The sequence below is a fragment of the Okeania sp. SIO2F4 genome (assembly GCF_010672385.1).
GTDB lineage: Bacteria > Cyanobacteriota > Cyanobacteriia > Cyanobacteriales > Microcoleaceae > Trichodesmium.
In genome coordinates this window covers 1-8,477 of sequence record NZ_JAAHGT010000391.1, presented here as the reverse complement: position 1 = coordinate 8,477, position 8,477 = coordinate 1, and the positions used below count along the sequence as shown (strand labels likewise).

General features: G+C 36.9%; 7 protein-coding genes. 1 reads left to right on the top strand and 6 read right to left on the bottom strand.

Annotated elements, in window-relative coordinates; translation table 11 throughout:
• A partial coding sequence (locus F6K22_RS22590; protein WP_293102984.1) for a thioredoxin domain-containing protein occupies positions 1-345 on the top strand: 345 nt, incomplete at its 5' end.
• A gap of 45 nt (positions 346-390) precedes the next feature.
• On the opposite strand, the gene F6K22_RS22585 is transcribed toward F6K22_RS22590, so the two are convergent.
• The 6 genes from F6K22_RS22585 to F6K22_RS22560 form a co-directional block, all read right to left on the bottom strand.
• Complete coding sequence (locus tag F6K22_RS22585) at positions 391-585, bottom strand: hypothetical protein (protein ID WP_293102982.1); 195 nt, start codon at positions 583-585, stop codon at positions 391-393.
• A gap of 79 nt (positions 586-664) precedes the next feature.
• Positions 665-826 (bottom strand): hypothetical protein, encoded by a 162-nt coding sequence (locus F6K22_RS22580; protein WP_293102979.1) that lies wholly within the window; start codon positions 824-826, stop codon positions 665-667.
• Positions 827-1,235: 409 nt separating this feature from the next.
• Positions 1,236-5,621, bottom strand: a complete 4,386-nt coding sequence (locus F6K22_RS22575) for an nSTAND1 domain-containing NTPase (protein WP_293102976.1) — start codon at positions 5,619-5,621, stop codon at positions 1,236-1,238.
• Between the two features lie 229 nt (positions 5,622-5,850).
• On the bottom strand, positions 5,851-6,651 hold the full coding sequence (locus F6K22_RS22570; protein ID WP_293102973.1) for a hypothetical protein: 801 nt from the start codon (positions 6,649-6,651) through the stop codon (positions 5,851-5,853).
• A gap of 107 nt (positions 6,652-6,758) precedes the next feature.
• Positions 6,759-7,937: a caspase family protein gene (locus F6K22_RS22565; protein WP_293102970.1), complete on the bottom strand. Its 1,179-nt coding sequence runs from the start codon at positions 7,935-7,937 to the stop codon at positions 6,759-6,761.
• A 155-nt stretch (positions 7,938-8,092) separates the two neighbouring features.
• The gene (locus F6K22_RS22560) at positions 8,093-8,344 is read right to left on the bottom strand and encodes a hypothetical protein (protein ID WP_293102967.1); all 252 of its coding nucleotides are present in this window, start codon (positions 8,342-8,344) and stop codon (positions 8,093-8,095) included.
• Positions 8,345-8,477 lie beyond the last annotated feature (133 nt).

Below are 8,477 nucleotides of genomic sequence, written 5' to 3'. Positions count from 1 at the left end.
TTGTCTACACCGACGATTCAGTTTTTTAAGGATAAGGGTTTGGTGGAACAGTTGAAAGGTGTGAAGCGTAAGAGTGAGTATAGAAAAGTGATTCAAAGTAATATGAAGGCTAATCTAAGTATTAGATGGGTGGGAAAATTTCTAACTATCAGGACTTACGCACCTGCAACGTATTTTCGTCCGAAGCGACCGACTCTTAAGCAATCTCAAATCCTAGTTTTTCCTACCTCATGCGTAAGTCCTGACTATATCAGTGAAAAACCACAAACATTTTCATTCTCTGAAGCTCCTGAAAAAATTCGGCGGGTCAAAGGAATTTCAGTTGCATCCTCACTAAAATTCTGATATGATAAAAACTATATGGGTCTACTCGCCCATGCGCATGATTTTTTATTCAACTAGATTTGCTGGCTGAGAGACCATCAAATATTCAGGAATTTTCCCCACAAGCAATACCAGAAATATTTTCATCTTGTGAAGCTTCCATGCTTGTTTTTCCGATCGTCGAATACTTCCATCCATCCTTAGTGAAAAACCACAAACATTTTCATTCTCTGAAGCTCCTGAAAAAATTCGGCGGGTCAAAGGAATTTCGGTTGCATCTTCACAAAAATTCTGATATAATAAAAACTATATGGGTCTACTCGCCCATACGCATGATTTTTTATTCAACTAAATTTGCTGGCTGAGAAACCATCAAATATTCAGGAATTTTCCCCACAAGCAATACCAGAAATATTTTCATCTTGTGAAGCTCCAATGCTTGTTTTTCCGATCGTCGAATACTTCCATCCATCCTTAGTGGGAAAAGCACAAACATTTTCATTCTCTGAAGCTCCTGAAAAAAATTCGGCGGGTCAAAGGAATTTCAGTTGCATCCTCACAAAAATTCTGATATAATCAAACTATATGGGTTCATTCGCCCATGGGCATGACTATTTATTCAACTAAAAATAGTCATAATTTCGAGCGCGAATGCTGTAGAAAGGAAAATTAATTTAAAAGAGACCAAATAGTTTCTATATTTGATCAGAATTCCCAACCACTCATTTGTAAAATTATTTTATTAAAGTTGAGTTTCGATTCCTCAACCAAACCTACGCTATTTACTCTTAACGAAGGTTCTCTAATTCCTCTGATGTAAAAGGATTTTCTTTCTTTTTCAGAGATTCAATCCAAGCTTGTCGTTGTGCTTTTTTTTCTGCATTATCAGTCGATTTAATAAACACTTAAAACTATTCAATAGCACCATTAAAATCAGATATTAATGCTCTGGCAAAACCTGTATTATTCCGAATTAATCCATTATCAGGGGCAATTTTAACTGCTTTTTCACAGGAAAACATTACCTTTTCTTCTTGGTTATTCAGACTACCTTTCCAGCAAATATAATTCCAATCATCAGCAGAAATTTCTAAATCTGAATCCAATTCTTGAGCCTGATTATAAGCTAAAATTGCTTCATCAACTTGACCTTGTGTGACTAATGTCTTTCCAATAAAAACGAGACTCTTTGCTGAATTTAAACTCAAGTTAGAGTCAAGTTTTACTGCCTTTTGAAAAGCAGAAACTGCTTCATCAATGTTACCATCTGCTGCCAATTTCTCGCCCTGTAAAAAGAAAGCTGTTGCAGAAGGTTCTATTCCACACAGACGACGATCCTCTTCACTAACATTGGGGTTATTCTTCAGGTAGTCGCTCACCCAATTACAACTGCGTACTAGCAGATCGTCAAGATTTAAGTTCCAAAGTTTGAGGGTTTTATCGTCACTAACAGTTAGGAGAATATCATCGTTGGGGCTAAAAGCAAGAAATTCGACCAGGTGATTATGGCCAAGTAAGGTATGTATTAGAGTTCCATCTCGTTTCCAGAGTTTGATTGTTTTATCGTGACTTGTAGATGCAATCATATTACCCTTGGGGTTAAAAGCAACTCCCGTAACTAAATTGCTATGACCTTCGAGACTCCTTAAAAAACGGCCATTTGGTTTCCAAAGTTTGACGCTTTGATCGGCACTAGCAGTAGCCATGAGGTCGCCTTTGGGGCTGAAGGCAATACTATAAATCCTATCTTCATGCTTTTCGAGAGTCTTTAAGGGAATGCCATTTTGTCTCCAGAATTTAAGTTTTGCATCGTAACTTCCTGAAATAATTAGGTCTTTTGTGGGGCTGAAGATAACGCTCAGAACCTTATGGCTATTATCTGAGAGAGTCTTTACTTCACTTCCATCAGGTTTCCAGAGTTTTATTGTGCGATCGCGACTAGCAGTAGCTATTAGATTTCCATCAGGACTAAAAGCAATGTCGTAAATATTTTTATCGTGTCCTTTCCAATTATTAAGCAAACTGCCGTCAGATTTCCAAACTTCAATTATACCACTTGCATTACCTGTAACAATATAATCACCCTTGGGGCTGAAGGCAACACTGTTGAGACCTTTGCTACTTATTCCAGAAGCAATACGAGTATCATTAGACTTTAAGAGAGCATGATAGTCTAAAATATAGAGTTTCCTATCGTAACAAGCCAAAGCAATTAAATCTCCTTTGGGACTAAAAGCAATACGTCGGCAATGATATCTTTTAAATGTGTCCTTTACCGTATTCTTTTTCCAAAGTTTTACAGTTTTATCCTTACCAACCGAAGCAATTAGACTGCCATTAGGACTAAATACAGCATTGTAAATGGGATTGCTATGTCCCTCAAGAGTGTCCACTAAGTTACCGTTGGGTTTCCAGAGTTTAATGGTGTTGTCAGCAGCAGCAGAAGCAATTAGCTTGCCATCGTGGCTGAAATCAACACTGAAAACTTTATCGCTATGTCCTTCCAGAATATTTACTAAATGGCCATCTCGGTTCCAAAGTATGACATTATTATCATAGCTAGTAGAAGCAATTAACTTGCCATCCGGGTTGAAAACAACACTGAAAACATCCTTTTTATGTTTTTCAAGAGTGTTTAACAAATTGCCATCTGATGTCCAGAGTTTAACAGTCTTATCAGCACTAGCAGTAGCAATTAGGTCGCCATTGGGACTGAAAGCAACACTGTAAACTTTATGTCCTTGATGTCCTGTGAGAGTTTTAAAGAAGCTACCATCGGATTTCCAAAGGTTGACAGTACCATCATAACTAGCAGTACCAATTAGTTCTCCATTGCGACTAAAGGAAATTTTCCTGACTTCTTTGCTATGTCTTTTATGCTCTTTGAATATTTGAAACGAGCTGCCATCAAATTTCCAAAATTTTACAGTGCCATCTTTAGTCGCAGTTACAATTAGATCGCCTTTACGACTGAAAGCAACTCTATAAGCTGGAGAATTGTGTTCTAAGGTATCTACTAAATTGCCACCTAGCGTCCAAATTTTTACTGTTGTATCTTTGCTGGCAGTAGCAATTAGTTCCTCATCTCCATAAGCTAGATGATATCCGAATCTTACCCTATAAATTTTATTAGTATGTCCTCTAAGAGTAGTTACAACAGTACCATCCTCTCTCCAAACTGTGGCAGTTGTGTCAGAACTTGCTGAAGCAATTAATTTACCATCATGGTTGAAAGCTACACTATTGATTTCTGTAGTATGTCTATCTAAGCTATTGTACTCCTTGAAACCTTGCCAATAAACCATCTCTCGCAGCATATCAATACCTTGAATGCGGGTCTTAATTTCTGCCCAGTTAGCTTTTGTTAAATTTTTCCCAAGCTTAATACCTTCAATTAGTGCATTGAAATCTTGAGTAGCAGCAAAGCGTGCTTTTAAATTACCAAATTCAGCTCTCATTAGGGCATTTTGCTCTCCAATAAAAGTCCTAATAGCAAGAAGGGAAACTATTACAGAAAATGCGACCAGTCCACTAAATGTTAGTTGACGTTGGCGTTGTTTTTGCTTATATTCCTTTTCTTGCTGTTCTTGACTCAACCGAATAAACTCTTGTTCAGCTTCAGAAAGTTCCTCTTGACGCTCTTTGAGTTTTTCCTCCGCTTGAACAAGTGCCGCCCCTCGCAATAATTGTTCCCCATCGCGCTGCATCTCCTGCCAATGAACCATTATCCCCCGCATTCGTTCTTGCCAGGCACGAAATTCTCGGTCTGCTTCCATCCATTCTCTCAGTTGACTCCAGTTTCTAATTAAAGCTTCATGGACGACTTCAACAGTTTCTTGTTCTGTTTTTTGCTGTTGCTCTGAATTGTCTTCTTGTTCGCGGGTGACAACTCTACGGTTGGTAATAACCAACCGTGCATCGGCTAATTTTTTGACTAAATTCCAATTGTTTTCGTTTAATTCAGCTTTAGTAGCGACTCGTCGAGTATCTTCTGTTCCTTCCCCTGGACGCACTAACTGTACAAAAATGTGGTGGACTTTTTGTTGTTCCTCTGGTTTGAGTTGACGATATTTTTCATCAGCATAACGAGTTAATGCACCTGATACTTGACCAATTTCTTTATAAGCTTTATGAGTTAAATTTTTACCTTGGCGTTTTTTCCAAAGTTCTGTTAAAGCAAATTCTAATAAGGGTAAATTTCCTGGTTCTTTATCTATATCTTTAAAAATGCGTTCTACTAATCCTGCTTCAAAATTAACCCCTAAATTTTGAGCGGGTTTTTCAATAATTTCTCTGAGTTCTTTTTCGTTCATTGAACGGATTTTTACATCCCCATTTCGCAAGACATCTGCTAATGGTCGATAAGACAATACATTTCCTAAAAAATCAGCCCGCATCGTAGCAATTAATAGAGTCGATAAAGAAGATTGTTCCTTGAAAGATTGAAATGTATTTAAGAGAATATCTAGAAAATTCCGGCGGGTTTGTTCGTCGCTACAAAGAGTATAAAGTTCTTCAAATTGGTCGGCAATTAATAAAGTCCGACTTTGAGGATGATTATGTTGTATTTGCTCAAAAACTTTTAGTAATTGATTAGTCTTTTTTGTATCTTTTAAATAGTTGGATAACTCGTCAGCTTGAATAATGAGTTGAGTTGGATTTAAGTCTGGTGTGTAGAGTGGAACTAATGCTTGAGCAAGAGCATAAAATGGATCTGTTCCGGGACGAAAGTGGGTAAATTGCCAATTATCCTCCTGTTGTAGCTTCGGAACTAATCCTGCAAAAATAACGGAAGATTTACCGCTGCCGGATGCACCAAGAACAGGAATAAATCTCTTTGTCTGAGTAGCTTGATAGAGTTCTTCAATAAACACTTCTCGCCCAAAAAAATATTCGGCATCTTTTGGGCCAAAGGTAAATAATCCCCGATAGGGACAGGGTAAATTATCTGTTTCCTCTGTCGTCTCATCAGGGATAGTTGTTGTTTCCTCTCGGTAATAGTTATAGTAGTTGTAAATGCTTACTTTCCCTGTGGAATTAATAACGGTAACATCTTTCCCCTGTTGAACCACTTCTACAACAGCTTGAATAGCCTCATCGCTCCAATTAAAATAGTTGCGATCGCCAATATGAATTTTTTTACCATCATCAATAGAAACATTAAATTTACCTAATTGTTGTAGAGTTTCATTATCATTATTTTTGAGTAATTGACGTAAAGATTCCAGGTCAGAATCATTCCAATTACCCGATCGAATGCGATTTATAATGTCATTGGGATTATTAGAAATTGCCATCTTTTATCTAAACTATTCTTTATTAAGAGAATGTCGATCGTTAGAGTTAATAGGATTTACGGAAAGCAACTAATACCATAATTCTTAAGCTCCCCTTTCCAAGCTATGCTTGGGGGGATTAAACTCTTCCACATCTTTAACAAATTGGTATAAGAAACCGGGTTTATTGCCCTGAAGATTGTCTTTCAAACGGCAAAATTGATCGACCCGGTTTCTGCATAAGTCCTAGTTAAAAAACTTGCAATACCTCACTTATTTTTGACTGAATTAATTGTTTGGTTTTCTCTGCTGCATAATTATTTGCACTATCATCATGTCGAGCTACATCAGGTTTAATATTAGTAACTCGTCCATTAATAATTTCAACTTTAACTGTAAAGTTTCCATTTAGTGCTTTATTACGTCCCCAAGGTTTATCAACTCTTACACTAAAGATATTAATTTCTTTGTAAACTTTTGAATACCATTTTCCCACGATAGTATATTGTTGAATATGTTGATTATTTTCAGTATAATCATGGGAATTTTCTAGAGATACATCTTCTAACCAAACATTATAAGTATAAAAACTTCCTGTTTGGCGATCGCCTTCTTCTCCTTGTAATCTAGCATTATTAAGAAAGAAATATTTAGCATCTTCTAGACCAAAGCTAAATCCTCGATAGGGACAGGATAAATTATCTGTTTCCTCTGTCGTATCAACTGAGGCAGTTGTTGTTTCCTCTCGATAATAATTGTTGTAGTTGTAGATAGTAACTTTCCCAGTAGGATTGAAAACTGCAACAGCTTTCCCCTGTTGAACCACTTCTACAACCGCTTGAATAGCTTCATCGCTCCAGTTAAAATAGTTGCGATCGCCTATATGAATTTCTCTACCCTCATCAATAGAAACGTTAAATTTCCCTAATTGTTGTAGAGTTTCATTATCATTATTATGGAGCAATTGACGCAAAGATTCCAGGTCAGAATCATTCCAATTACCCGATCGAATGCGATTTATAATGTCATTAGGATTATTAGAAATTGCCATTTTTTATCAAAATATTGTTTAGCGATATGTTTGTAGTAGGGCTTTAGCCCTATCTATAGTTCGAGCCAAAGCCCTACTACGAGCTTTAATTAGAATTATTCAACGGATTAATTACCGTGACTTTGGTCACCAATTTTAATATTTTCTCCTGTGTTAATATTGATGTTGTATTTAACAGAATTATCATCAGAACTTTGATCTGGACTTTGAACCATCCTACGGTTCTGTTCAACTGTCTTGTTGTTGCCAAATACATTTCCTTGATTATCACTGCCCACCATATTTCCTGAACCAGTCAAAGCGGTAGAATTTTCCGAAGCAGTAACAACTTCAGAATTCTGAGCTGCGACTGCACCATCACCTTTTGCTGTAATATTTACACCAACAAGCTCTTTAATCTTCTCTTCTACTTGAGATTGTTCGTCTTCCCATCCCTTAAAACCTTTTCCACCCATAAGTTTAGCAATCACAAAATCTTCTGTTGCCATATCAAAATTAGGAGTTTGCTCTCTTTGATAAAACTTACCCACACTTTCAGGTACAGCTTTGCTAAGATAATTCATCAAATTAGAAAGCTTCACTTCTGTATCACCAGATTTATTGGCAGCACCCTGTAAAGCTTCTAAAAAATGATTGGTGTAGATACTATATAACCCATCTGGATGTATCCAAGATTTCTCCTCTCCCCTAGAAGACGTAAACACAACTCGTCCTTTTCCTTGTTTTAACTGCTCAACTAATCCCTTAGAAGGAGAAACACGCTTGAAATCATCAAAATCATCGAAAAGCTCTGCATCTAACTTCTCGACTTCACGGACAATCTCTTCTGGGTCTTTAGAGGTTGCCATTCCCGCAGCATGACAACTATCTATGACAACTAATAAACGTTCTGCTGAAATTTGTCGCAGAGCTTCAGTAAAAACTTCAGCCGATAATGCAGAAGCCGGCATTTTTCTCACTTTAATATCGTGTTGCAATAAATAGTAACGATTGTCATCTTTACTCAACCAACCATGTCCTGAATAATATACAAATATTGTCGCTTCCTTATCAGCACTTGCTGATTCCTGTAACCATTTCAACCCTTCTAAAATATTGTTTTTTGTTGCTTCCTTGTTATTCAGAACTCGAATTTTGTTTTCTGAATAAGCACATAATTCAGGGTCAATCAGCGCAGCATAAATAGCTTGAGTATCTTTAACTGTAACGGGTAAAGATAAAGGTTTATATGCCGATTCTCCCACACCAATGAGTAAAGCATAACCATGAGAAAATTCTTCAGACATTTGGTTTCCTCCCTAATTTATATTACCGATAAATTGTGGGTATGCGCCTCCCCTTTTAAGGGTAAAAAAGAAAAAATTTTTCCTGTTCCTCAATCCTATCCGTTTTCAAGGAGAGGTAATAATTAATTATTAATTATTAATTATTAATTGTTGAACTAATCTTGATAACGACTAACCCGAAAAACCAGATAATTATATTCCAGGGGTGAGCCATCCGCTTTGTGAACAATCGTCCCTAAATTGCGATCGTAAATCCATCTACCATCCCACTGAATTATGGTTTCATCAGGAACTTGCACTGCAATATAGTTTCCTTCCCGCAACCGAAATCCCATTGGGGCGGTTTCGTTAAAGTCCAAACCCAGATAAAACTTCTGGACTGGGACATTCCGAGTACGTTCGGCCAAACCCTTGAATGTGGGTGAAATTCAAAAAATGAGCCAATCATTATGGGGGGTTATGTTGACGATCCCAATCAATAAATCATAATTTTTTTATGCTAAAAAATAGAATTACTAAAATTTTATTAATTTTTATTTT